Source organism: Micromonospora sp. NPDC005087 (assembly GCF_042872965.1).
Lineage (GTDB): Bacteria > Actinomycetota > Actinomycetes > Mycobacteriales > Micromonosporaceae > Micromonospora.
Genome location: NZ_JBIALB010000011.1, coordinates 158,755 through 181,805, shown reverse-complemented (window position 1 = coordinate 181,805; position 23,051 = coordinate 158,755). Strand labels below are relative to the sequence as shown.

General features: G+C 71.0%; 22 protein-coding genes, 2 pseudogenes and 1 riboswitch. Of the genes and pseudogenes, 14 read left to right on the top strand and 10 right to left on the bottom strand.

The window, feature by feature from the left end; genetic code table 11:
- Positions 1-41: 41 nt before the first annotated feature.
- The 3 genes and pseudogenes from ACFYPS_RS24565 to ACFYPS_RS24555 all read right to left on the bottom strand — a co-directional run.
- Positions 42-932: pseudogene (locus tag ACFYPS_RS24565) on the bottom strand (LAGLIDADG family homing endonuclease); the annotation flags it as partial.
- A 3-nt stretch (positions 933-935) separates the two neighbouring features.
- Positions 936-1,337: pseudogene (locus ACFYPS_RS24560) on the bottom strand (DNA gyrase subunit A); the annotation flags it as partial.
- A 32-nt stretch (positions 1,338-1,369) separates the two neighbouring features.
- Complete coding sequence (locus ACFYPS_RS24555) at positions 1,370-3,427, bottom strand: DNA topoisomerase IV subunit B (protein WP_354965974.1); 2,058 nt, start codon at positions 3,425-3,427, stop codon at positions 1,370-1,372.
- Between the two features lie 274 nt (positions 3,428-3,701).
- On the opposite strand from ACFYPS_RS24555, the gene ACFYPS_RS24550 reads away from it, so the two are divergent.
- Positions 3,702-4,295 (top strand): hypothetical protein, encoded by a 594-nt coding sequence (locus ACFYPS_RS24550; RefSeq protein ID WP_387327174.1) that lies wholly within the window; start codon positions 3,702-3,704, stop codon positions 4,293-4,295.
- A 108-nt stretch (positions 4,296-4,403) separates the two neighbouring features.
- Here ACFYPS_RS24550 and ACFYPS_RS24545 read toward each other — a convergent pair whose 3' ends face one another.
- Positions 4,404-5,021 (bottom strand): uridine kinase, encoded by a 618-nt coding sequence (locus tag ACFYPS_RS24545; protein WP_354965976.1) that lies wholly within the window; start codon positions 5,019-5,021, stop codon positions 4,404-4,406.
- A 96-nt stretch (positions 5,022-5,117) separates the two neighbouring features.
- On the opposite strand from ACFYPS_RS24545, the gene ACFYPS_RS24540 reads away from it, so the two are divergent.
- A complete protein-coding gene (locus ACFYPS_RS24540) occupies positions 5,118-6,374 on the top strand; it encodes a hypothetical protein (RefSeq protein WP_387327170.1) in 1,257 nt (418 codons plus the stop codon).
- Positions 6,375-6,486: 112 nt separating this feature from the next.
- A complete protein-coding gene (locus ACFYPS_RS24535; protein ID WP_354965978.1) occupies positions 6,487-7,350 on the top strand; it encodes an alpha/beta fold hydrolase in 864 nt (287 codons plus the stop codon).
- A gap of 39 nt (positions 7,351-7,389) precedes the next feature.
- Here ACFYPS_RS24535 and ACFYPS_RS24530 read toward each other — a convergent pair whose 3' ends face one another.
- The gene (locus ACFYPS_RS24530; protein ID WP_354965979.1) at positions 7,390-7,560 is read right to left on the bottom strand and encodes a hypothetical protein; all 171 of its coding nucleotides are present in this window, start codon (positions 7,558-7,560) and stop codon (positions 7,390-7,392) included.
- Between the two features lie 196 nt (positions 7,561-7,756).
- On the opposite strand from ACFYPS_RS24530, the gene ACFYPS_RS24525 reads away from it, so the two are divergent.
- Positions 7,757-8,386 carry a hypothetical protein gene (locus tag ACFYPS_RS24525; protein ID WP_354965980.1) on the top strand — a complete coding sequence of 210 codons (630 nt, stop codon included), beginning with the start codon at positions 7,757-7,759 and terminating at the stop codon, positions 8,384-8,386.
- Positions 8,387-8,552: 166 nt separating this feature from the next.
- Positions 8,553-8,924 carry a hypothetical protein gene (locus tag ACFYPS_RS24520; RefSeq protein ID WP_354965981.1) on the top strand — a complete coding sequence of 124 codons (372 nt, stop codon included), beginning with the start codon at positions 8,553-8,555 and terminating at the stop codon, positions 8,922-8,924.
- A gap of 54 nt (positions 8,925-8,978) precedes the next feature.
- Here ACFYPS_RS24520 and ACFYPS_RS24515 read toward each other — a convergent pair whose 3' ends face one another.
- Positions 8,979-9,908, bottom strand: coding sequence for a DUF72 domain-containing protein (locus tag ACFYPS_RS24515; protein WP_354965982.1), 930 nt, complete (start codon positions 9,906-9,908; stop codon positions 8,979-8,981).
- 132 nt (positions 9,909-10,040) lie between these two features.
- Between ACFYPS_RS24515 and ACFYPS_RS24510 the strand changes: the two genes are divergently transcribed.
- The 3 genes from ACFYPS_RS24510 to ACFYPS_RS24500 all read left to right on the top strand — a co-directional run bounded on the left by ACFYPS_RS24510 (position 10,041) and on the right by ACFYPS_RS24500 (position 12,258).
- Positions 10,041-10,544, top strand: a complete 504-nt coding sequence (locus ACFYPS_RS24510; RefSeq protein ID WP_354965983.1) for a DinB family protein — start codon at positions 10,041-10,043, stop codon at positions 10,542-10,544.
- 123 nt (positions 10,545-10,667) lie between these two features.
- The gene (locus ACFYPS_RS24505) at positions 10,668-11,474 is read left to right on the top strand and encodes a hypothetical protein (protein ID WP_354965984.1); all 807 of its coding nucleotides are present in this window, start codon (positions 10,668-10,670) and stop codon (positions 11,472-11,474) included.
- Positions 11,475-11,562: 88 nt separating this feature from the next.
- Positions 11,563-12,258: a Pr6Pr family membrane protein gene (locus tag ACFYPS_RS24500; protein WP_354965985.1), complete on the top strand. Its 696-nt coding sequence runs from the start codon at positions 11,563-11,565 to the stop codon at positions 12,256-12,258.
- Between the two features lie 14 nt (positions 12,259-12,272).
- Here ACFYPS_RS24500 and ACFYPS_RS24495 read toward each other — a convergent pair whose 3' ends face one another.
- Both ACFYPS_RS24495 and ACFYPS_RS24490 read right to left on the bottom strand, forming a co-directional pair.
- Positions 12,273-14,354, bottom strand: a complete 2,082-nt coding sequence (locus tag ACFYPS_RS24495) for a glycogen debranching N-terminal domain-containing protein (RefSeq protein WP_354965986.1) — start codon at positions 14,352-14,354, stop codon at positions 12,273-12,275.
- On the bottom strand, positions 14,351-14,740 hold the full coding sequence (locus ACFYPS_RS24490; protein WP_354965987.1) for an SCP2 sterol-binding domain-containing protein: 390 nt from the start codon (positions 14,738-14,740) through the stop codon (positions 14,351-14,353). The genes ACFYPS_RS24495 and ACFYPS_RS24490 overlap by 4 nt, the downstream gene beginning before the upstream one ends.
- A gap of 67 nt (positions 14,741-14,807) precedes the next feature.
- Between ACFYPS_RS24490 and ACFYPS_RS24485 the strand changes: the two genes are divergently transcribed.
- Entirely contained in the window at positions 14,808-14,975 is a 168-nt protein-coding gene (locus tag ACFYPS_RS24485; RefSeq protein ID WP_354965988.1) for a hypothetical protein, read from the top strand.
- A gap of 19 nt (positions 14,976-14,994) precedes the next feature.
- Here ACFYPS_RS24485 and ACFYPS_RS24480 read toward each other — a convergent pair whose 3' ends face one another.
- On the bottom strand, positions 14,995-15,504 hold the full coding sequence (locus tag ACFYPS_RS24480) for a DinB family protein (RefSeq protein ID WP_354965989.1): 510 nt from the start codon (positions 15,502-15,504) through the stop codon (positions 14,995-14,997).
- Between the two features lie 77 nt (positions 15,505-15,581).
- On the opposite strand from ACFYPS_RS24480, the gene ACFYPS_RS24475 reads away from it, so the two are divergent.
- The 4 genes from ACFYPS_RS24475 (at position 15,582) to ACFYPS_RS24460 (ending at position 19,414) form a co-directional block, all read left to right on the top strand.
- Positions 15,582-16,097, top strand: a complete 516-nt coding sequence (locus ACFYPS_RS24475; protein ID WP_354965990.1) for a 2'-5' RNA ligase family protein — start codon at positions 15,582-15,584, stop codon at positions 16,095-16,097.
- Positions 16,098-16,280: 183 nt separating this feature from the next.
- Entirely contained in the window at positions 16,281-18,659 is a 2,379-nt protein-coding gene (locus tag ACFYPS_RS24470; protein ID WP_354965991.1) for a CHAT domain-containing protein, read from the top strand.
- 10 nt (positions 18,660-18,669) lie between these two features.
- On the top strand, positions 18,670-18,996 hold the full coding sequence (locus ACFYPS_RS24465) for a hypothetical protein (RefSeq protein WP_354965992.1): 327 nt from the start codon (positions 18,670-18,672) through the stop codon (positions 18,994-18,996).
- A gap of 226 nt (positions 18,997-19,222) precedes the next feature.
- Positions 19,223-19,414: a hypothetical protein gene (locus ACFYPS_RS24460; protein ID WP_354965993.1), complete on the top strand. Its 192-nt coding sequence runs from the start codon at positions 19,223-19,225 to the stop codon at positions 19,412-19,414.
- 15 nt (positions 19,415-19,429) lie between these two features.
- Here ACFYPS_RS24460 and corA read toward each other — a convergent pair whose 3' ends face one another.
- The gene (corA, locus tag ACFYPS_RS24455; protein ID WP_387327160.1) at positions 19,430-20,560 is read right to left on the bottom strand and encodes a magnesium/cobalt transporter CorA; all 1,131 of its coding nucleotides are present in this window, start codon (positions 20,558-20,560) and stop codon (positions 19,430-19,432) included.
- A 229-nt stretch (positions 20,561-20,789) separates the two neighbouring features.
- Between corA and ACFYPS_RS24450 the strand changes: the two genes are divergently transcribed.
- The gene (locus ACFYPS_RS24450) at positions 20,790-22,742 is read left to right on the top strand and encodes an amino acid transporter (protein WP_354965995.1); all 1,953 of its coding nucleotides are present in this window, start codon (positions 20,790-20,792) and stop codon (positions 22,740-22,742) included.
- Positions 22,743-22,828: 86 nt separating this feature from the next.
- Positions 22,829-22,940, top strand: a riboswitch (SAM riboswitch).
- Positions 22,941-23,051: the final 111 nt, after the last annotated feature.

The window sequence follows — 23,051 nt, the reverse complement described above, 5'->3', positions numbered from 1 at the left end:
TCCAGCTTTGCCTGCTTAGTGCGGAGGAATCCCACGCGGTTGGCGAATGCTTTGATGTTTCGCAGACCGGAAATCACCAAACGGTGCTCGACCGAGCCGCTGGGACGTGTGTAGCGGCGCCAGCAGGCAACGACACCGAATTCCGCGAGCAGCTCTTGGGCCTCCCTGGTGAGTCGCTCACTGTAGCTGGTGTACTGGACGGTGAAGCTGTCCTTGGCGACGCGCACCCCGCCGTCCCCCTCGAAGAGGGCCATGAGGAAGGCACGCTTGACGCCCCAGCCACCGTTCCAGACGAACTGCGGGACGAACTTGTCCCGGGCCTGATGCCCGATGAACTCGGCCAACGGACTTGCGCGGAACGCGTCCATACCGCCGGCATAAAGCTGAACATCAATTTCCTGAATGCGCTTTCGGTCGCGACGGGTCTCTCTCTCGCTGACGTAACGCCGCCCACCAACCACTTGGTCGTACGCGTGCAGGACCTCACCGAAGAAGTGCTCGTCGGTGTTGTTGAATCCGGCTCTGGACTCATTCGCGAAGCCCTCGGACGCCCACGCCCCGCCGAGAACGCCCAGCGAATACTCACGAGCTGTGGGAATGACCTGGGACCAGGCATTTCGTGCCACACAGACGATCGAGTCAACTGCGAGTTCGTCGAGCCGTCGCCACTGGAAGAGGGGAACACCCATGGGTGACTCAAGACAGAGCACCAGGTGATTCTCGCTGCCTCGGAGCGAGAATCCGGCTTCCGTGGCGATCCGGATCGTCGGATGGACGCCCGAGTTGAACACCTTGTCAACATGGACGGCTTTACCGTCCTTGTCGAGCACCTCGAAGTCGGCTTCGGCTTCGCTGTCTGACGGGAGGTTCACCAGGTCAGCGATCCGAGGGCTGGTGCCGTCCGCAAGTCGGATGCGGGTGTCTCCGGTAATGCAGTATCTCGAGGCGGCCGGGCCATCGTCTGGAGATCCAAAATTTCCATGCCCGTCGATGAGCGGCACGTTGAGCGAGAAGTCCTGCGCGAGACGCACCATGGCGTCGTAAATCGCCGTGTCGCCGTGTGGATGGTACTTGCCCATCGCATCACCGACAATTCGGGCAGACTTCACATGCGCGCGGTCGGGGCGGTAGCCCTGCTCGTACATCGACCAGAGAATGCGCCGGTGCACCGGCTTGAGGCCGTCGCGGGCGTCGGGCAGGGCACGGGAGTGGATGACCGAGAACGCGTACTCCAGGTAGGAGTCCGAGACCTCGGTGACCAGCGGATTGTCGAAGACCCGCGCGCCGGCCTGGTCGAACGAGGAGAGATCGACCTTGTTTTCCTTGCGGCGTGCCATGACTCAGCTTTCCCCTCGGACGGTACGCGTGCTCATGCGTCGATCGCCTCACGGTCGACCCGGTCGGCGGAGTCGATCAGCCAGTTGCGGCGCGGCTCGACCTTCTCCCCCATCAGCAGTTCGAGGATCCGCTCGGCGGCGTCCACGTCGTCGAGGGTGATCCGGCGGACGGCGCGGGTGGCCGGGTTCATCGTGGTGTCCCACAGTTCGTCGGCGTCCATCTCACCGAGGCCCTTGAACCGCGGGATCGGGGTGACGATCTGCTTGCCGGACTTCTCCAGCTTGCGGACCGTCGCCTCCATCTCGGCCTGGGTGTAGGTGTAGGTGGTCTGCGGGTTGCGCCCCTTGGTGGTGATCTTGTGCAGGGGTGGCATCGCGGCGTAGAGCCGACCGGCCTCGATCAACGGCCGCATGTACCGGGCGAAGAGGGTGATCAGGAGCGTACGGATGTGCGCGCCGTCCACGTCCGCGTCGGCCATGATCAGCACCCGGCCGTAGCGCAGTGCGGACAGGTCGAAGGTGCGCCCCGAACCGGCGCCGAGCACCTGGACGATCGCCGCGCACTCGGCATTGTCCAACACCTGCTGGAGGTTGGCCTTCTGTACGTTGAGGATCTTGCCCCGGATCGGCAGCAGCGCCTGGTATTCCGAGGAGCGGGCCATCCGGCTCGTCCCGAGGGCGCTGTCGCCCTCGACGATGAAGAGCTCGCTTCGGTCGATGCCGATGGCCCGGCAGTCGACCAGCTTCGGCGGCATCGACGCGCCCTCCAGGGCGGTCTTGCGCCGCGCGGCGTCCTTCTGCTGCTTCTGGGTGAGCCGCACCCGCGCCGCGTCCACGATCTTCTGCAGCACGGTGCGCGCCTCGGCCTTGGTGCGCTTGTCTTCCAGCCACGCCTTGATGTGTGCGTCGACCAGGGTCTGGATCACCTTGGTGATGCCGGTGGTGGACAGCTCGTCCTTGGTCTGCGAGGTGAACTGCGGCTCGGGGAGCCGCACGTGCACCACCGCCGTCATCCCCTCCAGGACGTCGTCCAGGGTGGGCGGCTCCTCCTTGGCCTTGAGCAGCCCGCGGGTGTTGCGGACGGCGTCGGCGAGGGTGCGCGCCAGGGCCCGCTCGAAGCCCTTGCGGTGCGTGCCGCCGTGTGCGTTGCGGATGGTGTTGGTGAAGCACTCGACGGTGCGCTCGTAGCCGGTGCCCCAACGGAACGCCACCTCGACCTCGGCGCGGCGCTGCACGTTGGACTGCATGACGCCGTTGGCGTCGGCGGCGTTCTCCCGGTACGTCCCCTCGCCGGTGACCAGCAGGGTGCCGGAGACCGGGCGGTCGCCGGCCGGGGCGAGGAATTCCACCATGTCGCTGAGCCCGTTGGGGTAGTGGAACGTCTCCTCGGCGGGCGCCTCGCCGGTGAGGTCGCGCAGCAGGTATCGCACGCCGGGGACCAGGAAGGCGGTGTTGCGCAGCTTCATCCGGACCGCGTCGACGTCGAGTGCCGCGCCGGTCTCGAAGTAGCGGGTGTCGTGCCACCAGCGGATCGAGGTGCCGGTGGACTGCCTGCGCTTCATGGCGCCGACCACCTGGAGCCCAGGGCCGGCGGTGAACGGCGCGTCCGGCCCGTCGCCGTCGAAGATCCCCGGCACGCCGTGCCGGAAGGACATCGAGTGGATCTTGCCGGCGCGGCGGACGGTCACGTCGAACCGGCGGGACAGCGCGTTGACCGCGGACGCGCCGACGCCGTGCAGGCCGCCGGAGGTCTTGTAGCCGGAGCCGCCGAACTTGCCCCCGGCATGCAGCCGGGTGAGCACCAGCTCGACGCCGGAGATGCCGGACTTGGCGTGCACGTCGGTGGGGATGCCCCGGCCGTCGTCGTCGACCTGCACCGAGCCGTCGGCGTGCAGCGTCACCTCGACGTTGGTGGCGTGACCGGCCACACCCTCGTCGGTGGAGTTGTCGAGGATCTCGTTGACGAGGTGACCCACGCCACGGCTGTCGGTGGAACCGATGTACATGCCGGGCCGCTTGCGGACGGCGTCCAGCCCCTCAAGGTGGGTGAGGTCATCGGCCCCGTACAGGGTGTCAGGCTCTGCGGTCAACTGGTCGTACTCCCCGGTCTCGGCGGTGTGCTGCCGGTCACCGGCGACATCAGCCGGCGTGGCGCGCCGCAGCGAGCCTAGCCCGAGGCTAGGACAACTCCCGGAGGACCTACGCGACCCGCCGTGCCTCGGGCCGCGGACGTGAGCCAACGAACAGCCCGCAGTGGTCCCGACCGGTCGGCCGGCGGCGGTCGCGGGGCCACGGAGGGGCCGTTCGGTCGGTACGCTGACCGGCGATCGCGCCCGGCACGCGCCGGCGCGGGGCGGGAGCCGCATGGACGAGGACAAGACGACTCGCGACACTTCCCGGCGCGCCATCGGCACGCGGGCCCGACGGTGGCTGCTCGCGGGCACCCTGCTGGCGGGGCTGCTCGCCGCCGTGGCCGTGACCCCCGCGATGGACCCCGCCGACCGCACGTTCGCCGGTCTCTCGGACACGGTCCAGAGCCTGATGTCGGTCATGACGCCGCTCTTCGGCATCCTCCTGGTGCGCGACCTGCGACGGGCGCCCGACGCCGTCCGGGTCATCCCCACGGTGCTCGCGGTGGGGCTGCCGGCCGTCGTCATCGGCGTCGTCGGGGTGCTGATCTGCGCGGCGACGCTCGCTCTCACCCCGGCCGACGTGGCCGACGACCCGTGGCGGCACGTCGGAACGATCGCGGTGGGCAGCGTGCTGGTACAGGTCGTCGCCGGGCTGGTGGGCACCGGGCTGGGCCTGCTGCTGCGGTCGACGGTGGTCGCGTTCCTCGCCACGATCGTCCTGCCGTTGGGTCTGTTCGGGCTGCTGGGCGCGGTGGACGCTCTCCGTCCGGCGCAGGTGTGGCTCACCCCGTTCGGCAGCGTGCGCAACCTGCTCTCGGGGAGATGAGCGTGCTGCGGTGGGCGCAGTGGTTCTGCGTACTGCTGGTGTGGGGTGTCGGTCTGAACGCCGTCGGTGCGGTGGCGCTGAGGCGTCGCGAGCAGCCCGACCGTGCGCTCAGTGCGGCAGCAGACGGGGACGGGTGAGGTTGGTGTTGTCCACGATCGCGTCGACCTGTGAGAGCGGGTCGGCTTCGGCGAGGTAGACGCTTGCGGCGGCAAGGTAGCGGAGGTCGTCCAGCTCGGGGCGGAACGCGAACACACCGTCCACGATGAGCACGGCGTCGGGGGGCGCCTCGGTGACGACGTCGGTGTGCGTGCGCTGCGTGAGTGGGTCGCGCAGGCAGAGCACGCAGGCTCCGGATCCGGCCGGCCCGGCGGGTTCCAGCAGCAGGGCCCGGATCGCCGGCAGGTCGAACGCGTTGCGGTGGTAGCCGGGCCCGGAGGTCCGGTCGTACCGGTGCCGGTCCGACCAGGGGCGTTTGAAGTCGTCCAGGCTGGCGCGCAGCACCTGTCGACCAGTGGCGGCGACGCGCTGGGCCAGCTCGTGTCCGAGGCTGGTCTTGCCGGCGGCGGTCAGGCCGTCGACGCCGACCCGGAGGCGACCGGGTCCGATGGCGAGGATCCGGTCGGTCAGCTCGTCGACCAGCGCGGTCCGGGTGGCCAACGCGGGCGCCGGTAGGGGTTGCTGCCAGGTGGAGACCGAACGGTGCACCGGGGCGGGCGTGTCTTTCATCGAGCGATTTCGCTACGAGCCATTGACGCCCATCGCACGGGGGTGATCTGATCGCGCTCTCAGAGAATCTTTCATCTTTCGATGGAAGGGAGCCCCATGGCCAGGTTCCGGCGTACCGCGCTCGCCGCGGCACTCACGATTGTCACGGCGGCGCTGTCGACCGCCGTCGCGCTGCCCGCCCCCGCGTCCGCCGCGCTCCCCACCGCCGCCGTGGCGCTCGGTGACAGCTTCATCAGCGGCGAGGGCGCCGGGGCGTACACCCCGGTCGTCGACGTCAACGGTGTCGCCCAGGGCTTCCCCGGCTGGACGGCGCCGAACAACAACGCGTTCTTCTGCCACCGTTCGGCGAACGCCTCGTTGAACCAGGCCAACCTGCCGGGCATCCAGAACCGGTTCAACCTGGCCTGCTCCGGCGGGCAGCCACACGACATCGCCAACGCCTCCCAGGCACGGGCCAGCGGCCGTACCGTGGCCTCGCAGCTCAACCAGCTCCGTGCCGTCGCGCAGACCCAGGACATCGACCTGGTGCTGATCGGCCTGGGTTCCAACAACAGCTCGTTCACGTTCGGCAGCGTGGCGGAGAAGTGCGCCAACCGCTTCATCGCCGACGCCTGGACGGGCTGGTGGGAGTTCTGGGCGTACCTGGGCGGCCCGGCGGAGCAGAAGCCGTGCACCGACGCCGACCTGGCCACCGCCGCGCAGCTCAGCGCCGCGACCGCGGAGACCACCGCCGCGGTACGACAGCTGCTGACCACCCTCGACCAGGTGGACGCGGACGGGCAGCACCGGATCGTGTTCCAGGACTACACCAACCCGCTGCCGATGGACCTGAACCCGACGTTCCACACCGAGGACGGCCGGGACGACACCCGGGAGAAGTTCCGTGACCTGGGAGCCGAGCGGTACGCGGCCGGTTGCCCGATCCACCGGGCCAGCCTGATGCCCGGACACCGCTTCTCGCAGGGCCTCGGCACCCTGGTGAAGTCCACCCGGGACACCCTGGCCGCCGAGTTCCCCGCCGCCGACCTGGTCTACCTCAACGTGCAGCGGGCCTTCGACGGCGCGCGGCTCTGTGAGTCGTCGACCAGCCCGACCGGCGCGCTGGCCACCCCGATCCGGCTCCAGGACAGCCCGAACGGCACCTTCGTCACCAGCCTCTCCGGCAAGGACAAGATCGCGATCCAGCGAATCGCCAACACCTGCGTCAGCTACTTCCAGACCTGCCAGGAGTCGTGGCACCCGAACGCCACCGGGCACCAGGTGCTCGGCCAGTGCCTCAGCGGCGCCGCCACCACCAGCGCCCGGGCGGTGGCCTGCGTGCGGGCGAGCAACGGGACGATCTCGGTGTCCTGACCGGAATCGTCCCCGGAGGCCCCGCCATCCGGCGGGGCCTCCGTCGCGTCGGACGAACGGGAGCCGGCAGCGGCGGCTACCCGCCGGTAATGTCGGCCCGTAAGCTGGGCCCGTGAACGGGGACACGGAGTACGCGCAGGAATTCGTCGACGTCGACGGCGGTCGCCTCGGCGTGCAGGTGTATCCGGAGCCGGCCGGTCCGGCGGGTGCGCCGGTGGTGGTGATCTGGCCGGCGATGGGGGTCCGGGCCCGCTACTACCGGCCGTTCGCGGCCGCGCTGCGCGCCGCCGGGCTGGCGGTGGTCGTCGTCGACCTTCGCGGCACCGGGACGAGCACCCCCGCGCCGAGCCGCGCCGACCGGCACGGCTACAGCGAGCTGGCCAGCGACGTCGGCACCGTACTGGCCGCGCTCAAGCCGCGGCTGGACGGGCGTACCCGACTGCTGCTGGGGCACTCGCTCGGCGGGCAGGCCGCACTGCTGCACCTCGCCCTGCACGGTGGTGACTCGGTGGACGGGCTGGCGCTGGTCGCGGTCGGCGTCCCCTACTGGCGAAGCTATCCGGGCCGGCGCGGCCTCGGCGTGCTGCCGTACACCCAGGGGATCGCCGCGACCGCGGCGCTGCTCGGGGTCTGGCCGGGCTGGGGTTTCGGCGGCCGGCAGGCCCGCGGCGTGATCAGAGACTGGGCGTACACCGCGCGGACCGGCCGGTTCCCCCAACTGGACGGCACGGACACCGAGACGGCGGTGCGCGCGGTACGAACACCGGTGCTGGCGGTCAGCGTGGACGACGACCAGTACACACCGCACGAGTCCATGGACCACCTCTGCGCGAAGCTCACCGCGGCGCCGCTGACCCGCGAGCGGTACACAGTGGCCCAGGCCGGCGCGGCGCTGGACCACTTCACCTGGGTCCGCGCGGGCAACCCGCTGGCACAGCGGGTTGCCCGCTTCGCCGGCGAACTGCCGCGCCGCTGAGAGGTGCCGGCCGGCCGTCATGCGGCCCGGCCGGCCCGCTCACTCCTCCTGATCCAGCGGCACCAGGTCGCCGTCGCGCTCCACCCGGACCTCACCGTGGTCCTTGCGCGGCGGCACCTCCGCGGTGCTCTTGTGCGGATCGTTGTCGGGGTGCATGAGCACCGCGTCGGTACTGGCGGTCTTCTCCCGGCTCTCCTCCGGCTGCGACATCCCGTTCCCCTCTCCTCAGCGTCGGTCGAGATCTACCCACCACGGACCGAACGACTCCTGCCGGCGACGAGGCGGCAACCCAGGGCCCGGACGTCCTTGGAGTACCGGATTCGGCGCGGACCGGCCGGCCAGGGACGGGGTTAGCCGCCCGGGCGGCGGGTAAGCCGCAGCGCCCGACACGGCGGAAGGGGATCAGATGTCCGAACGGCATACCGCACTGCGCTCGATGCACGATCTGGGTCTCGCGGCCTGGTTCGGCGGCTCCCTCATGGGAGCGCTCGGCGTTAACGGCGCGGCGGCGAAGATCAGTGACTCCACACAGCGGCTCCCGGTCGCCTCGGCCGGATGGTCCAAATGGACCCCGGTCAACGCGGCCGCCATCGGCGCCCACCTGGCCGGAGCGGTCGGCGAACTGGTGACGGAGAGTCCACGGGTGGCCGGTCAGTCCGGTGTCGCCCGCGCCAGCACCATCAAGACCGCGCTGACGATCGGCGCGCTCGCGGTGACCGGCTACAGCCGGTTGATCGGCATGCGGTTGGAAAAGGCGGGCGCCCCACCGGTGAACGGCGCCACCGAGCCGAACCACCAGACACCGGCCAGAGTTGCCGCCTCGCAGCGGCAGATGAGGCTGCTCCAGTGGGCCATCCCGGCGCTGACCGGGACCCTGGTGGTGGTCACCTCGTACATGGGTGAGCAGCAGAAACCCGGCCAGGTGTTCCGGGGGATGCTCGGCCGGGCCGGCATGCTGATGAGCGCCCCGAAGGGGATGGCGAAGATGGCGGGCATGAACGCCGGCAAGCGGCAGATGGCGATGGCCGGGCGCTGAGCGCCGGGCTGGCCGGCGTCCCGCCGGCACCTCGACGGCGGGGCGCCGGCCGGCTCGGCGCCGCCGTTACGACCGGGCACGGCGGGCGGCCGCGACCGGGCGAGCCGGACGGTCCGGGGAGGGCAATCGTCCGCCGGTAGCGGCGGACCCGACGAGCGGGGTGGCCATGACGGCGCACGAGGGACCCAGTGGCAGCGGCGACCGGTTGGAGCCGGAGGCGGTCGAGCCGTGGAAGGCCGAGGACGGCTTCGACGCCGAGCCGCCCTGGGGCGTGGATGAGCACTCGCCGATGGACGAGGGCAGCGAGGAGACGGCGGTGCCCGAGGGGCAGCGGGGTGATCGCCGCGCCGGCGCCCCGGCGGGTCGGTCCGGCCCGGCCGGCCGGCACGGCTTCGGCTCGGTGGAACCGACCCGTACCACCGAGGCCGGACCCGGCGCGCCCCCGGACCCGGCACCCAGCCGCCGCTCCTTCCCGGACGATGCGGACATCGACGAGCGGGCCCAGGACGCGCTGCGGACCCGAGGCCGGCGCTCCTGACGGCACCACCTGACGTCGCCCGGACCGGGACCCCCGGGCGCCGGCGCCCGACCCTCAGCCGGTCGACGTGGCGCGGGCCGGGACGGTCTGGCGTTCCGGCCCGGCTCCGAGAATGTTCTCGGCGAGCAGTTGCGCCAGCCGGGTGGCGTCGCGCTGTGCCTGACCCGCGCAGCAGTTGTTGAACAGCACGTGCAGCTCGTCGGCCGGGCCGGCCAGCTCGGCCAGCAGCCCGGCCCAGTGCCGCAGCTCCTGCTCGGCGTACGCGTAGCGGAACTTGTCCTGCTTGTCGCCGTCGCGCCAGGCATCGCTGTGGCCGTGGAACCGGACGATCGCCGGCTCCGCCGTGGTGGTCAGGATCGGCGGCACCGATGACGGGTGGCCCTGCGGCATGTCGACGCAGACCAGCGAGAGGTCGCGCGCGCGCAGCAGATCCATCGTGGCCGGTGCCGCCGCTTCGTCGAACCAGGACCCGTGCCGCAGCTCCACGGCGACCCGCCACGGCCGGCATCGCCGCACCAGCTCGGCGATGCGGCGTTCGGCGGCAGCGCCGCGTACCAGCCACGGCGGGAACTGCAGCAGCACGACACCCAGCTTGCCGGCCGCCGCGATCGGATCCAGCGCCGCCCGGAACCGGGACCACAACTCGTCGTACGCCCGCTCCGGCAGGTCGCGGCGACGGATCCGGCTCGGGCCGGCGGCCGGGCGCAGGTCGCGAGGCAGCGCGGTGACCGGCGTCGGGTGACCGGTGAAGAGGCTGAACGCCTTGACGTCGAAGGTGAACTCGGCCGGTGTGGCGTCGACCCAGCCCTGCGTGACCTCCGGGGCGGGGATCGCGTAGTAGGAGGTGTCCACCTCGACCAGTGGGAACCGGCCGGCGTAGTAGGCGAGTCGGCCGGCGGGGGTGTTGGCCGAGCGCGGGTACCACCCGGAGCGCAGCAGCGACTGATCGGCCCAGGACGACGTGCCCACCTTAATCACACCCATGTCATTCAGTGGACCGCTCCGCGCCGGGATCGGCAACCGCTGGCGGCCCGCGCCGCCGTCGTTTCGGATCCGGGATTGTCGGTGCCGACTCCTACGCTGGCGCCGAGCGGACATCGACGGAGAGGTGGCACCATGACCAGCACCGAGCAGCTGACCGGGGAGCGGGCCGACCTGCTGCAGACACTGCGCCGACACCGGGGTTTCCTCCTGCACACCGTCGACGGGCTGACCGACGAACAGGCGTCCACCTGCAGCACGGTCAGCGAGCTCTGCCTCGGCGGCCTCATCAAGCACGTGGCCGGCACCGAGCAACGGTGGATGCTCTTCGCCGTCGGCGGCGCGGAGGCGATGCAACGCGAGGAGATCGACTGGGCGGGCCAGTTCCGGACGACGCAGGGCGAGACCCTTGCCGGGCTCGTCGAGCGGTTCCGGCAGGTTGCCGACCAGACCGACGAGCTGATCGCCACCCTCGACCTGGACGCGGCGCACCCGCTGCCGCAGGCACCCTGGTTCGAGCCGGGGGCGAGCTGGACGGTCCGTCGGGTGCTGCTGCACCTGATCGCCGAGACGTCTCAGCACGCCGGGCACGCCGACATCCTGCGCGAGGCGATCGACGGCACCAAGACCATGGGCTGAGCGGGCCGACCGGCCACCGGCGTTCGCCAGCGGTCCCCGTCGTCCACCTCGCGTGTCACCCCGGTTCCGCCCCGCGCGGGCGGATGTGACACCGCGCAGGTGGGCGGCGCTGAGGGACACGAGATGAACGCAGACCGGATGAACCAGGAGACCGCCGAGCGGCTGCTCGGCGGGTCCGTCGAGCCATCGGCCGGGCCACGACCGGTCGTGCTGCTGCTGACCGCGGCACGCGCCGCGCCGCGCCCCGCGGAGCTGGCCGGTGAGGACGTCGCCGTGCTGGCCTTCCGTCGGGAGCGCCACGGCCGCCTCCGTGGCGAGTCCGCCCAGCAGGCCGGAGAGGGCGTCGCACCGGCCGGTTCCCGACCGACCGCCGGCCGTTCACGCCGCCTCGCCCTGTTCGGCGGCAGGGCCGCCGTGGCGGCCCTCGCCCTGGCCGTTGGCGGCGGGGTGGCGTTGGCGGCCACCAACGGCGCTGCGCCCCGTCCACCGCGCCCGCCCATGGTCACCGTGCCGGCGCTCACCGGTCCACCCGCCGTGCCCGCCCCCGCCACGGGTGGTGGGCAGCTCATATCGGGCGCACCGGACACGAGCGGGCCGGTGCCGCCCACCTCGGTCGCCGCTGAGGTGGCGGGCCTGTGCCGGGCGTACCAGGCGGGCGCCGGGGACGACCACGGCCGGGCCCTCGACAACCCGGCCTTCTCCGGCCTGATCGCCGCCGCCGGTGACCGGCAGCGGGTGGCCGACTACTGCGTGCGGGTCCTGGCCGCCGAGCCGGCGCCGGGCCGGGCGACCGACAAGCGACCAGGGACCACGCCGAGTCGGCGCCCACAGCCGCCCGGCCCCCGGGACAACCGACCCACCGCTGCCGGACCGGACCGCACCCCACCGGGCAACGGCCGGCACTCCCCGCCGGGCGGCCCACCGACCTGACCGGCCGGGACGCCCGCTGGCGACTCCCCCGCCTCGTACGGCTCGTCCAGCTGAGCACGGGTCGCCCGTGGACTGATAACTTGCCCCGATGAGTCTGCGGCGGCGACGCGCGGCGGCGGTCCTGCGCCTGGTGGTGGTGCTCAGCGTGCTGGCCGGGATCGCACTCACCGCGCTCGGCCCGGCCACCCTCACCGGGCTCCTGCCGTACTTCACCATCCAGAGCAACGTCGCGATCGGCGCTCTCGCGGCGTACGCAGGCCTCAGCGCATGGCGGGACCGACCCGATCCACCGTCGGCGCTACGCGGCGCGGTCACGCTCTACATCACCATCACCGGCGTGGTCTACCACCTGGTGCTTGCCAACCCGGCCAGCCCGTTCGCGATGGCCCAGCCGGACCGGGCCGCCGGCGAGGCACTCGGCAACCAGTTGCTGCACACGGTGGTGCCGCTGCTGGCGGTCGCCGACTGGGTGCTCTTCGACCAGCGCGGCCGGCTGCGCCTGCGGTACGCGGCCTGGTGGCTGGCGTTTCCACTGGGCTACCTCGGTTTCGCCCTCCTGCGGGGGCTGGTCGTGCACGGCTACCCGTACCCGTTCCTGGACGCGGGCGAGCTGGGCTACGCCGGGGTGGCGATCAGCGCGCTCTCCTTCGCCGTCGCGTTCTGGCTGCTCGGCCTGCTCTTCGTCGGCATCGACCGCACATTCGCTCGGCGCACCGCCACCCGACCCACACCGACCGTGCACGGTACGCAGGAAGTAGGCGTCACCGCCGACGGCGTGCCCTGATGCACCTTCCGCGATCACCGAAGTCGGCGATGGGCGATGGTCATGGGGGAACGGTCTCCGGCGTACGCGTCGGTGAGACCCCAACGGCCCGGGATGTCCAGCAGCTCGACCCTGCCGAAGCCCGCTGGCAGGGCCGGATTGACCAGAAGGTTGTCGCCGGTGGGCCGCAGCCCCAGCAGGGTGCCCAGCAGCATCAGCAGCGCACCCGAGGACCACGACTGCGGACGACCGGCCGCCGGCAGCTGGACGGGGTACTTCGTGGTGCTGCGCTCGTAGCCGGCGATCAGCTCCGGCACCGCCCCGCCGAGCGTCTGCGCCATGTCGAAGATGCCGGCCGCGATCCGGCCCGCGTGCGTGTCGAAGCGGTAATGCCGCAACCCCGCCGCGATCAGGGCGTTGTCCGACGGCCACACCGCCCCCAGGTGTGAGCCCACCGGGTTGTACGGCTGCTGCCCGGTGGCGAAGGTGCGCACCCCCCAGCCGCTGAACAGTCGCGGGCCGAGCAGGTGCTCGGCGACCGCCTCGGCGCGGTCGTCCGCGACGATCCCGCTCCACAGCAGGTGCCCGATGTTGGATGACAGCGCGTCGGTCGGCTCGCCGTACGGGTCCAGCGCCAACGCGTAGTACTCCCGTTCCGGCAACCAGAAGTCCCGGTTGAACCGGTCCTTCAGCTCGGCCGCCTCCCGCTCCAGCCGGTCGGCGTACCCGGGGTCACCCCAGAATTCCCGGGCCAGCCGCGCGCCGCGCCGTTTCGCGTCGTAGGCGTAGCCCTGCAACTCGCAGGTGGCCCGGGGAAGCGCCGGTTGCCGGCCACAGGCGTCGGTGATCGCGTCCGGGGAGTTCTTCCAACACTGGTTGATCAGGCCGTGCCGCTCGTTGCGGCGCTGGTAGCGCATGTACCCGTCGCCGGTCAGGTCGCCGTACTCGTCGATCCAGTCCAGGGCCATCCGGGTCGGGTGGCGCAGCTCGCGGACCAGGTCCACGTCGCCGGACCAGCGCTCGTACTCGTCGAGCAGGACGACGAACAGCGGAGTGGTGTCCGCCGCGCCGTAGTACAGCGCGTCCGGCCGGTCGGCGAACGCGGCCGACTCGCCGTAGCGGAGCTGGGCGACAATCTTGCCCGGCTCCTCCTCGTGCTCGTCGTCGAGCTGGCCGCCCTGCAACAGCGCCAGCAACCGCAGCGTCGCGGGGGTCAGCTCGGGGGTGAACGCCATGGTCTGCAGGCAGGTGAAGATGCTGTCCCGCCCGCAGAGCCCCATCGCCCAGGGCAGGCCGCCGACCGGCACCCGGGTGTCGTGCGCCAGCGGCAGGTAGCGCAGCGCCGCCAGGTCGGCCAGGCTGCCCCGGTAGGTCTTCTCCAAGCCGTCCCGTTCGGCCACCAACTGTGGGGCACGGTCCATCCAGGCCGCCAGCTCCTCACGCATCCCTCCGTGTACGTGCTCCCGGTGTGACTCCAGGTCCTTGCGCAGGTCCCGGCCGCCCTCGCCCTGGATGTTCATGGTGACGTGCAGGTCGGTCTCCCACTTCCCCTCGGGCTCGATCCGGATCCGGAACGTCATTCCCCGCTCGTCGACGTCGGCGGGAGCCGTGCTGCTGATGGTGGTTGCGCGGACGAACCGCTCCCGCTCGTACCGCAGCACGAGCTGCCCGCGCGCGGAGTCGGCGGCGACGCCGACGTCCCGTCGCCGCAGCTCCAGGCCCTGAGCGACGTCGGCCAGGTCGGCCAGGTCGGCGAAGTCGTTGCCCATGTCCATCCGCACGGTGAACTCGGCCGGCTCCGCCGAGTGGTTCAGCAACGTGATGCGCTCGTTGAAGCTGTCGTTGATCGAGCGGTGCCGGATGACCGACACGTCGGCGTCGACGTAGTGACTCGCCGCGCCCGGGACCAGGAAGAACCGGGTCTCGAAGTACGTCATGTCGTCGCGGGAGAGCACGTTCAGCTCTTCCCCGCCGACCTTGAGCACCCAGCGCGACAGGAAGCGGGTGTCGAACGAGAAGAGCCCGACCGGACTTCCCGGGTCCTCCGCCACGTCGCCCTGCCCGTCGCTGATCGCGAAGGCGTTGCCCGCGATCACGTGCACCCGTTCGCGGCTCACTGTCGCCCCTTCCGCCCGGCCATCGCGGCCCGACCCAGCTCGCGCGGATGGCGGGCACCGGCCGGCCCGGGGAAGATGCGCCGCAGCAGCAGCAGCAGCTGCAGGTTTCCCTGCACGGTCAGCTCGTTGCGCAGCAGCGCCGTCGCCACGTGGGTCTCCCCGCTCGCCAACCGGTCGAAGACCGCCGGGTCGGCGCGGATGACCAGGTCCGCGTCGTCGCTCGACTGGGTCACCCGCACGTGCTGGTCGGCGACGGTCAGGTACCAGTGCTCGGTGCGGCCGTCCTCGCGCGCGTCCAGCCGGAGTGTCCCGGAGGTCGTCTCCGGCAGGTCGGTACGCCGGCCGGAGTCCAGCTGTCGCAGGTATTCCGCCACCGTCACACCCATCACGTCCCCTCCTTCGCTTCCCCGCAGGATCCCCCGCAACGGGGTGAGGCCGGCTCACCCGGACCGGGTGACGACCACACCGGCGCGACTCCGGGCAGCGGCCGCACGGCACATCGTGCCGCTGCCGGCCGGGATGGATCCGGTGGACGCCGCGCCACTGACCGACGCCGGGCTCACCCCGTACCGGCAGATGCGCGATGGCACGCTGGACGGCCGGGCCGTGATCGTGCCCTGAGCCCGGCGGTCGCCGCCGGTCAGTCGGCTCCGATCAGGCCGCGGACATAGCTGGCCTGGCCGACGTGTTGCAGGTCGTCGTGGGCGACGCTGACCAGCCGGACGCCGAGGGTGACCGGTGGATCCCACGCCTCGTCGACCACGCGGTCCAGGTCCGCCGGGCGCAGACCGGCCAGGAACGGGCGGGTCCGCCCCGAGACCGCCTCGTAGTAGTCGATCAGCGCCTGCGCGCTCTCCGGCCGCACCGCGGCGACCTGCGCGGGCGAGTGGCCGTAGCCGGTGTCGTCCGGGTCGGCGGTGAGCCCGAACCGGCCCGCCCAGTCGCCACTGACCCAGATCTGGTCGGTGTCGAGCAGGTCGGCGACGTGATCGTCCTGGATGCGGGTCAGGTGCCAGACCAGCCAGCCGATCGTGTTGGCGCCGAGACCGGGCGCCCGATGCAGCTGCTCGGGGGTGAGGCCGTCGACCGCCGCGCGGACGAGGTCGGGCAGGCGGTCGTACGCCTCGGTCAGCAGATCACTCACGTCCACGGGTCACGCCTCCTGGTCTGTTTCCGATCAGGTACCGCCTGAGTCGTCGGGCAAACCTCTGCCGTTACGGTGATCAGGTGGTCGCCGCGTTGGAGCTGTATCTGGATCCGGACGCCACCCGGCGGATCCGGGTGCTCTGGGACGCGCTGGAGGCCGAGGGCGTGCAGAGCATGCGTTCGCTGTTGGAGCAGCGCCACCGCCCGCACGTCTCGCTCGCGGTGGCGCCCCGCTTCGACCCCGAGCAGGTCGCCGCGGCGCTGCGCGGCACGGTCGTGGCCGCACCGCTGCGGCTCGACTTCCAGCACGCCGGCCAGTTCGTCGGCCGGGTGCTGTGGCTCGGCCCGACGGTCACCCCGGAGCTGCTGGCGCACCACCGGCTGGTGCACGACCGGCTGGCCGCTGCCGGCATCACCCTGGTCGAGCACTACCAGCCGGGACGCTGGGTTCCGCACTGCACGCTCTCCATGCGCGTACCGAACGTGCTGATGGCCGCCGCGGTGCGCCGCTGCCTGGAGGTGCTGCCGGTTGCCGCGACCGTGGTCGGCGCGGCGCTCACCGACCACGCCCGCGGCATCGCCCACCCGCTGCCCTGACCCCGCTGCCACAAGCCACCGGCGCACCGGCGTTGGAGACACGAGCCCTCTGCAATCCGTCGGGGCCCAACTGACCGAAGCCGGACAGTCTGGCATCGCTGTTTCCCATGGGTGGCAACATCGGGCTTCCTGTACGCCCACATTCCTCAATATCCCGCGCGGACAACGCAGCCCGGAGGGCAGATGTCCTGGGTCCCGACCGCACTCGCCCGCACCGTCAGGCGCGCGGAACGTATTGCCTGTGTCGCTGTGCCCGAAATCGGCTCATCGTCCAACGAGGCCAGCCGCGCGGTCGCCGAGAAGCTGGACGCTCACCTCAACGACAAAGACGGAAATGCGCGAGTCGACAACGCCCCCGCGTTCCAACTTCTGAGCTATCTCGAGGCGCTCACCGCTCTGGACCGCGGGGACCACCACAAGGCCGTGTTGGGGTTGTTTCCCACTGCGGCGGCGCGATACGTGGAGCGCGGTTTCGGCAGTGGCAACGGGCGGCCGGATCCGTTGCTCGCCAACGCGCTCTTCCTATTCGGGCGCGAATACCTTCGTTACGCCCAGTGGTCGCTCTCAGGGGAGTTCTTCTACCACGCGACCACCGCGACCAACAAACCCGAGCTCGCGAGCCGCAATGCGACATTGGCGTTGATCTGCCTCTACAATTCCGACGATCCGGGGACCTACCGAGAGCTGCGATCTCAGATGGACGAGGCGGCGGAAATCAACGAGGCCCTGCGCCGCGTCATCGCCGCCATGGACATCATTCAGATGGGCGATCAACTGCCGAGCGACCTTGACTGGTTCATGCCGTTGTGGAACTTTGGCAGGCTGGCCGGGTCGCTGATCACCGAACGGGCCATCATGGCTCTCAACGACGCGGGCCGCCATGAAGAGGCGCTGGTCCACTGCGACATCACCCAGGAAATCCTGGCGGACACTCCCTCCGAGCAGTGGATACACGCAGCGATTCGGCAGCAGCGCGCGCGGGCGCTCTACGGGACAGGTACTGTTGAGGAGTCGCTGAGCGAGGCCCTGGCAGCGTGGGACCTTTCGGAGGACCTCCGTTATGGAGCCTGTGATCATCCTCTGCGCGAGTCGATGTGGATGCGCTACCTGCCGGCCCGCCAGATCGCGCTGGGCTGCGCGGTGCGGAAAGGCAAGCCGGAATTGGTCGCCGCGTTCATCGAAAAGGACCGTCTCCGCGCCTCGCTCGCCGCGACACTTGAGACGGTCAGCTCGCCCGGTCCGGTGACCGAGGTCAAGGCGACGAGCCCGGCAGGGTCGGGTGAGGCGTCCGCCGCCGGTCCATCGGAGAGCACGGCACCGGCTGCGTTCTTCTCGGCGCTCGAGGACGCCATGAACGCCACGACGCTGGTCCCGCCAGCCGCCGCAGGCGGACATCACTTCCAGGACAGCGTGCCGTGGTGGTTCGGCATCTCCCGATACGGATCATCCGTCTACTGGTCCGTACTGCAGCACGGCGTTCCCCTCGAATGTGGCGTGATCGACCTGACCAGCGACCACAGTCTCAACGATGTGCTCCTCGGCATCGACGCAGATGTGGGAGGGTTCGCCTTCGGCGTCACGTCGGACGGTGCTCCACCAACCTTCGACCCGATACACCACCTCTCCGAATGGGGGACCGCCGACGAACGGATCGCGTCGTTGTCGCTCGGCCGCCTGCTGCCACCGTCCCTCGTCACGGCAATGACGGCGGCGTCCGTCGAGCAACCCGTTGAGCTCGTCATCGCGGCCGGGTCGGGGCTGAGCGGCGTCCCGTGGCCGATCGCGCAGGTCGGCGGAACGGATCGCGACGGGTTCCGGCTCGTGGAACGGGCACGCATCCGACACTCGATCTCGCAGCAGGTCGACGAGCGACGCGCGACCCAATCGCCGAGCGCGCCACTCGACCTCCTCGTGGCTGTCGATGACCCGCAGGGCGATCTCAGCGGATCAAGCGCTTTCCTCGCCTCCAACGCACGCCAATACTTCGGAGCCACGTCCGTCCCTCGCAGCGACGCCAAGGCGGCGCTGCGGGAAGCACTACATGAGGAGTGCGCCGGGCATCCGCCTGGAATTTTCTACTACCGTGGGCACGCCCACTCCTGGAGCGACCCCGCGCGCGCATGCCTCGACCTACCAAAATCGCTCGAACCAGGGGAAGACTCTCTCGCGATCTACGCCGGCGAGTTCTTCGGCCGCTTCGAGGATGGCAGCGCGTACCTGCCTCTGCCATCCCGTGTCGTGCTGTCCTGCTGTTCGAGCGCAGGGCGGTCACTGTTCGGCGGCGAAGCGGTGGGCCTGGCCGCGGCCTGCATTCTCGGAGGCGGGGCACGCGAGGTCGTCGCGACCGGATACGACATTCCGGACAGCTCCTTCGCGACAGCCTTTGACGACCTTCTCGCGGAGGCGATGACCTGTCCGCTCCCCCATGACCTTGCGCTGCGACGACTTCAGCTGCGGATGTACGACGAGTGGCGGATCTTCTCCGTCCGTGGCGGTGTCACCTCGGACGAGGACATCACTCATCCACACCCCATGGTCTGGGCGATGTATCAGGCGATCTAGGGAGCGAAACATGATCTACCTTTGCGTGCCGTCGGAGTTGGCGAGCGAGCTGGTCACGTCCGGGGCTGCCCGCCAGAGGCCCAAGCCGAGGGGCAGCATCGTCGAACTCATCGTGACGGGCGCCACCGGCGCGGCGACATTCGTCTCGCTCCTGCAGGGACCAGAAACTGTGCTGCGGATCGCCCGCGCGTTCCGCGCTGTCGCGCTGAAGCGGCCGGACAAGCGGATCGAAGTTCACATCAAGGGGCCGAAGGGCGAAGTGCATCTTTTTGACTGCGACCGCGACACCCCACTCGAGGAACTGGCCGCACTCGTCAAGAGGGATCTCCTGGGCTGACCGTGGTTCTGCCGGGCCTCGGGGCGGGCGCAGCCGCACCACTGGTGAGCCTCCCCCCGGGGCGGCGAGAGTCGGGAAATTGAAAACCAGGGGTACGGACGAGCCCGGGCGTGGGATGGTGCGAGATGGCTGCTGTACCGGTGGAGATCTGCCCGCACGCGGGCGGCCCGGCCGGAGGCGCGGGCGCACGTCGCGCCGCCCGGGGCGGCTTCGACGAGGAGAGGCAGTGCCCATGCAGGCTCAGCGCAGGCCACCGCGTACGGAGCGGAACCAGACCCGGGACGACCAGACCGGCGGCGGCATGACCGGAGCGGCCACGCCCCTGACCATCTGGGCCGCCGCCGTGCTGCTCGGCCGGATCAGTGCCGGCGACGACGACAGCGAGGACGAACGGCACATCCTGCGCGGCATCGAGTGACCCTCGCCGGTCCGGTCACAGCCAGCCGCGCCGCTTGAAGATCAGGTAGAGGCTGCCGCAGACCAGGGCCATCAGCAGGAGCGCGAACAGGTAGCCGTAGCGCCAGTTCAGCTCCGGCATGTGCGCGAAGTTCATCCCGTACACCGTGCCGATGAGCGTGGGGGCGAACAGGATCGCCGCCCACGAGGAGACCTTCTTCAGCTCCTCGTTCTGCGCGTAGCTGGCCGCGGTGAGACTGCGCATCTCCTCGTTCTGCTGCTGCGAGACGAGGGTGGCGTTGACGGTGAGGATGTTCTGCAGCAGATGCCGGAAGCCGTCCACCCGCTCCACCACCTGGGTGAGGTGGTCCGTCACGTCCCGCAGGTAGCGGCGCAGTTCCTCGTCGGTGCCGTAACTGCCGGCGCCGGCCGCCAGCGCGTCGAGCACGGCGAGCAGCGGACGGGCGGCCCGCTGGAACTGGATGACCTCGCGGCTGAGCCCGTAGATGCGCCGGCTGGCGTTCGGGTCGCCGCCGAAGACCTCGGTCTCGATCTCGTCGATGTCGTTCTCCAACCCGGCCACCACCGGTGCGTACCCGTCGACCACCTGGTCGAGGATCGCGTACAGGATCACCTCCGGGCCCTGGGCGAGCATCTGCGCGTCCGCCTCCAGCCGCCGCCGCACCGCGGCCAGGTCCGGTGCCTCACCGTGCCGGACGGTGACCACGAACCCGGGCCCGATGAACAGGTGCAGCTCGGAGAACTCGACCTCTTCCCGCAGGTCGTCGTAACGGGCGGCGCGCAGCACCACGAAGAGCGTGTGCCCGTACCGTTCCAGCTTGGGCCGTTGGTGGGCGTTGATCGCGTCCTCCACCGCCAGGTCGTGCAGCCGGAACTCCCGGGCCAGCGAGGTGATCTGGTCGATGTCGGGCCGGTACAACCCGATCCAGGCCATCGCGTCGCTCTGCTCCTGCAGGCAGCGGTACGTCTCGGCGAGGCCGCCCGGCGACGCGAACCGGTGCCCGCGGATGTAGACGGCACTGTCCACCAGGCCGCCGGTGGGCGGCGTGGGCGGCTCTACCCGCGGCGGCTGGCCGACGCGGACCTCGTGCTCGTCGAGCCGGCGGCCGAAGCCACCGCCCGGGCGGAACCGACGGCCGCCGACCATGACCCGCTCCCTCCCCGGACGCACCAACCGGCGACTGCCCGAACCGCCCGGGGCATGTTCGGGGCGGGACGCCGGGAGGCGCTGCTTCCCCCGTGACCACGACCCGAAACCCCGCGACGCGCCGTCCGCCCGGGTGCCCGGGCGGGCGAGTTCCCCGCACTGGCGGACTGGCCCGGGTCCGCTGGCGGATACTCGCGGTGACCGTGGGCGGACGACGGGGGAAGCGCCGATGGAGGTCGACAGGCGCGCCGGCCGCCGGGCCGGTCGACTGCGGGCCTGGCTGATCGACGGCGGTTCGGAGCAGGCGGCGCAGCGGCACGGCCCGCACGGGCGCCCGCCGGAACATCGCCACCACTCGTGGTGGAAGGTGATGTGCCTGACCGGCGTCGACTACTTCTCGACGCTCGGCTACCAACCGGGCATCGCCGCGCTGGCCGCCGGCGCGCTCTCCCCGGTGGCGACCCTGGTGCTGGTGCTGGTGACCCTGCTGGGTGCGCTGCCGGTCTACCGGCGGGTGGCGGTGGAGAGCCCGCACGGCGAGGGCTCCATCGCGATGCTGGTACGCCTGCTGAGCTACTGGCCGGGCAAGCTGTTCGTGCTGGTGCTGCTCGGTTTCGCGGCCACCGACTTCATCATCACCATCACCCTCTCGGCGGCCGACGCGACCGCGCACATCGACGAGAACCCGTTCTGGCCCAGCGCGCTCAGGGGACACGAGGTCCTGGTCACGCTGCTGCTGGTGGCGCTGCTCGGCGCGGTGTTCCTCAAGGGGTTCGGTGAGGCCATCGGGATCGCCGTCGTCCTGGTCGCGGTCTACCTGGCACTGAACGCGGTGGTGATCGCCGACGGTCTGTGGCGGGTGGTGACGCACCCGAGCGCGGTCGCGGACTGGACCAGCGCGCTGACCACCAGCCACGGGGATCCCCTGCTGGTGATCGGGTTCTCGCTGCTGGTGTTCCCGAAGTTGGCGCTGGGCCTGTCCGGCTTCGAGACCGGGGTGGCGGTCATGCCGCACATCCGCGGGGACCGGCGGGACTCGGAGGACCGCCCGCTGGGCCGCATCCGCGGCGCCCGCCGGCTGCTCACCACCGCGGCCGCGATCATGAGTGTCTTCCTGATCACCAGCAGCGTGACCACCGCCGTCCTGATCCCGCCCGAGGCGTTCCAGCCGGGCGGGCCGGCGAACGGCCGGGCGCTGTCCTACCTGGCGCACGAGAACCTCGGTGAGGTGTTCGGCACGGTCTACGACCTGTCCACCATCGGCATCCTCTGGTTCGCGGGGGCCTCGGCGATGGCCGGGCTGCTCAACCTCGTACCCCGCTACCTGCCCCGCTACGGCATGGCGCCGACCTGGGCCCGGGCCGTACGGCCACTGGTGCTGGTCTTCACCGGGGTGGCGTTTCTGATCACGGTCGCCTTCGGGGCGAGCGTGGACGCGCAGGGCGGCGCGTACGCCACCGGGGTCCTGGTGTTGATCACCTCGGCGGCGACGGCGGTGACCCTCGCGGCGCGGCGGCGGCGCCAGCGTGGCCGGACGGTCGCGTTCGGGATCATCGCGATCGCCTTCGTCTACACCACCGCGGCGAACGTGGTGGAACGTCCCGACGGCGTGAAGATCGCGGCCTGCTTCATCGGCGGGATGATCGTGGTGTCGCTGCTGTCCCGGTTGTTCCGCGCCTTCGAGTTGCGGGTCGACCGGGTGGAGCTGGACGCCGAGGCCACCCGGTTGATCGACGAGTGCAGCGGGCGCCGCGTCCGCCTCATCGCGCACGAGCCGGCCACCCGGGACCGTGCGGAGTACCGCGACAAGCTCGCCCAGACCGTGGCGGACAACGACTTCCCGGCCGACAGCGCGGTGATCTTCGTCGAGGTGACGGTGACCGACCCGTCGGACTTCGAGACCGAGCTGCTGATCCGTGGCAGCGTGGAGCACGACCGGTACCCGGTGCTGAGCCTCGCCAGTTCCGCGGTGCCCAGCGCGGTGGCCGCCCTGCTGCTGGATATCCGCGACCGGGCGGGGCGGTGCCCGCACATCTACTTCGAGTGGACCGAGGGCAACCCGGGCGGCAACTTGCTGCGCTACCTGGCGTTCGGCCACGGCGAGATCGCCCCGGTCACCCGGGAGATCCTGCGCCGCCAGGAACCCGACCCGCGCCGCCGTCCGCACGTGCACGCCAGCTGACCTGCCGACCGGACGCCAGTCGCGGACGGTGAGCGTGGTCATAACGACTGGACGATCCGCCTCCCCGGGCTGCTAGCCTCGGCGCAGGTCATGAGCGCCAGCGCGAAGCCCCGGCTCGCTGGCCGGCAACCCTCCTCCGCGGTGGGGTGCCCCGGGTGAAGACCAGGCACCGGCACGACGTCGGTGCAAGCGTGGCCTGGCACCCAGGTCAGCACAGACCCGGGAGAGCCATGCGCATCCTCAGCACCACACCATCAGCCGACGCCGCGGATTCCCGCACCGGCTGGCCGACACCGGCACTGACCCGCA

Excerpts from the sequence above, each read along its gene's own strand:
- ACFYPS_RS24550 (WP_387327174.1), top strand. The coding sequence starts at position 3,702 with ATGGACGAGGACAAGACGACTCGCGACACTTCCCGGCGCGCCATCGGC.
- ACFYPS_RS24545 (WP_354965976.1), bottom strand. The coding sequence starts at position 5,021 with ATGAAAGACACGCCCGCCCCGGTGCACCGTTCGGTCTCCACCTGGCAG.
- ACFYPS_RS24540 (WP_387327170.1), top strand. The coding sequence starts at position 5,118 with ATGGCCAGGTTCCGGCGTACCGCGCTCGCCGCGGCACTCACGATTGTC.
- ACFYPS_RS24530 (WP_354965979.1), bottom strand. The coding sequence starts at position 7,560 with ATGTCGCAGCCGGAGGAGAGCCGGGAGAAGACCGCCAGTACCGACGCG.
- ACFYPS_RS24525 (WP_354965980.1), top strand. The coding sequence starts at position 7,757 with ATGTCCGAACGGCATACCGCACTGCGCTCGATGCACGATCTGGGTCTC.
- ACFYPS_RS24520 (WP_354965981.1), top strand. The coding sequence starts at position 8,553 with ATGACGGCGCACGAGGGACCCAGTGGCAGCGGCGACCGGTTGGAGCCG.
- ACFYPS_RS24515 (WP_354965982.1), bottom strand. The coding sequence starts at position 9,908 with ATGGGTGTGATTAAGGTGGGCACGTCGTCCTGGGCCGATCAGTCGCTG.
- ACFYPS_RS24510 (WP_354965983.1), top strand. The coding sequence starts at position 10,041 with ATGACCAGCACCGAGCAGCTGACCGGGGAGCGGGCCGACCTGCTGCAG.
- ACFYPS_RS24505 (WP_354965984.1), top strand. The coding sequence starts at position 10,668 with ATGAACGCAGACCGGATGAACCAGGAGACCGCCGAGCGGCTGCTCGGC.
- ACFYPS_RS24500 (WP_354965985.1), top strand. The coding sequence starts at position 11,563 with ATGAGTCTGCGGCGGCGACGCGCGGCGGCGGTCCTGCGCCTGGTGGTG.
- ACFYPS_RS24490 (WP_354965987.1), bottom strand. The coding sequence starts at position 14,740 with ATGGGTGTGACGGTGGCGGAATACCTGCGACAGCTGGACTCCGGCCGG.
- ACFYPS_RS24470 (WP_354965991.1), top strand. The coding sequence starts at position 16,281 with ATGTCCTGGGTCCCGACCGCACTCGCCCGCACCGTCAGGCGCGCGGAA.
- ACFYPS_RS24465 (WP_354965992.1), top strand. The coding sequence starts at position 18,670 with ATGATCTACCTTTGCGTGCCGTCGGAGTTGGCGAGCGAGCTGGTCACG.
- corA (WP_387327160.1), bottom strand. The coding sequence starts at position 20,560 with ATGGTCGGCGGCCGTCGGTTCCGCCCGGGCGGTGGCTTCGGCCGCCGG.
- ACFYPS_RS24450 (WP_354965995.1), top strand. The coding sequence starts at position 20,790 with ATGGAGGTCGACAGGCGCGCCGGCCGCCGGGCCGGTCGACTGCGGGCC.